Here is a 1,922-nt window from a genome sequence, read left to right as displayed (position 1 = left end):
TGGATATACCTTATGAGCCAGTGAAAAAGGCAATGGAGCGATTGAAGATGATTAGTGCAGATGATGAAGAGCGTCGGTTGGCGTTTGTGCGTCAACGGGCGATGCATGATGAGGCGACCTTGTTGAAGGAGGCGAGGGAGGGTGGTTTTGAGCAGGGCATTGAAAAAGGCATTGAGCAAGGTATAGAGCAAGGTATAGAGCAAGGCATAGCACAAGGCCTTGAAAAAGGTCGCCAAGCACAGATGAGTGAAACTGCACTTTAAGCTTATCGTCCGTACCGAAATGGACGATGTGATGATTGCAGAGCTGTCAGGTTTAAGTGTGGACCAGATTGAACAGTTGAGGCTTAAGGCTAACCACTGATTTTTTAGTAGAGCTAGCTGACTGTTTAGCTTAGACACTCTACCCACCCCTTCCAGAGAGCCGCCGTAAATACGTCCGTGTAGGCTTGAATGCCGCATCCATGCGGCATGCACTCTCTGAAAGTGATGGGCAGAGTGCCTTTCAGTGTGTTGTGTTGTATTCAGCTTCTGAAAAGTATTAAAGTTAATTTTGTAAGTTCAGTGAGTCAGTTGGGTTTGAAATGGGAGTGTTATGACGGAGCAGGATATTCGCTGGCAACAGCGCTACAGGCAATTCAATCGAGCGTATTTGTTATTGGTGCAAGCGATTGCAATTGAGTCGCCAAATATCGTTGAGCGTGCAGGTTTGATTCAGTTTTTTGAGATGGCATTTGAGTTGTCTTGGAAACTGTTGAAAGATTATCAACAGGCAGAGGGTTTTGAAGTGAATAGCCCTCGGGCTGCAATTAAACTGGCTTTTCAAAATGGGATTGTTGATGATGGGCATGTTTGGATACAGGCGCTGGAGGATCGTAATCTGACAACTCATACGTATAATGAAGAAACGGCTCAGCAGGTTGAGCAAAAAATTCGGGAAACGTATTTTCCATTATTAAATGTGCTTAATAATCGATTTTCTGAGCTGGAAATAGAATGAACTTGGTGTTAAGGACAGGCTTATCGGATTCTGATTATGCATTAATTGCAGAGGCTGCCAAGCAGCAATCAGAGATTGAATCTTTAGTTTTATTTGGTTCAAGAGCAAAGGGTAATTTTCGAAAAGGTTCTGATGTAGATATTGCTGTGAAAGGGCTGTCGGTGACCTATGATTCGGTTATACGATTGAGTGATGTGTTGAATGAAGTGCTACCTCTACCGTACTTTTTTGATGTGTTGAACTATAACACCTTATCCGACCCTGAGCTGAAAGCGCATATTGATCGTGTAGGCTTAGAAATTTATCTTATAAATAAATAGATGTAAACGGTAGGAATAGCGGTCACCCGCTATCCCCGAAGCATCGATCTGGTGATTTAAAGCCAGCCACTGATTTTTTAGTGGGGCACAAAGCCGATGGTTTATCTTAGGCACTCTAACCACCTCTTCCAGAGAGCCGCCGTAAATACGTCCGTGTAGGCTTGAATGCCGCATCCATGCGGCATGCACTCTCTGAAAGTGATGGGTAGAGTGCCTTTGAGAGTGTTGTGGTGTACTTGGCTTTTTAAAAGCATTAAAGTTTAGGTAGTAAGTTCAGCCATTGAGTTGGGTTTACGGATTTTAAAGGATAAACAATATAAAGATCAGGATGATCATCATGCAAAATTTCGATTTGTTAGACCCCCGTAATGACTATGTGTTTAAACGCATTTTTGCTGAAGCGCCGGATTTGTTGGTGCATTTGATCAATGATGTGCGGCCAGATTTGCCGAGTATTACGTCGGTAGAGGTGTTAAATCCCAGTATTAATCCAGCTGAGTTGACGGGTAAATACATCATTTTGGATGTGCTGGCGCAGGATGCGGAGAATAACCGCTATAATATTGAGATGCAGGTCCGCCGTTACAATGCGTGGGGTAAGCG

3 protein-coding genes and 1 pseudogene are annotated in these 1,922 nt (G+C 43.7%); all 4 read left to right on the top strand.

What is annotated here, in order from left to right; genetic code table 11:
- A pseudogene (locus F5971_RS18265) lies at nucleotides 1–263 on the top strand (hypothetical protein); the annotation flags it as partial.
- Nucleotides 264–594: 331 nt separating this feature from the next.
- Nucleotides 595–999 (top strand): nucleotidyltransferase substrate binding protein, encoded by a 405-nt coding sequence (locus tag F5971_RS18260; protein WP_036515019.1) that lies wholly within the window; start codon nucleotides 595–597, stop codon nucleotides 997–999.
- The gene (locus tag F5971_RS18255; RefSeq protein WP_193496567.1) at nucleotides 996–1,319 is read left to right on the top strand and encodes a nucleotidyltransferase domain-containing protein; all 324 of its coding nucleotides are present in this window, start codon (nucleotides 996–998) and stop codon (nucleotides 1,317–1,319) included. The genes F5971_RS18260 and F5971_RS18255 overlap by 4 nt, the downstream gene beginning before the upstream one ends.
- Before the next feature lie 337 nt (nucleotides 1,320–1,656).
- Nucleotides 1,657–1,922 (top strand): PD-(D/E)XK nuclease family transposase (locus F5971_RS18250; protein WP_193496565.1); only part of this gene is annotated, 266 nt, incomplete at its 3' end.

The organism is Nitrincola alkalisediminis, assembly GCF_009821115.1.
Lineage (GTDB): Bacteria > Pseudomonadota > Gammaproteobacteria > Pseudomonadales > Balneatricaceae > Nitrincola > Nitrincola alkalisediminis.
Note: the sequence above shows the minus strand (reverse complement) of the source record. Positions and strands in the feature narration are given on the sequence as shown.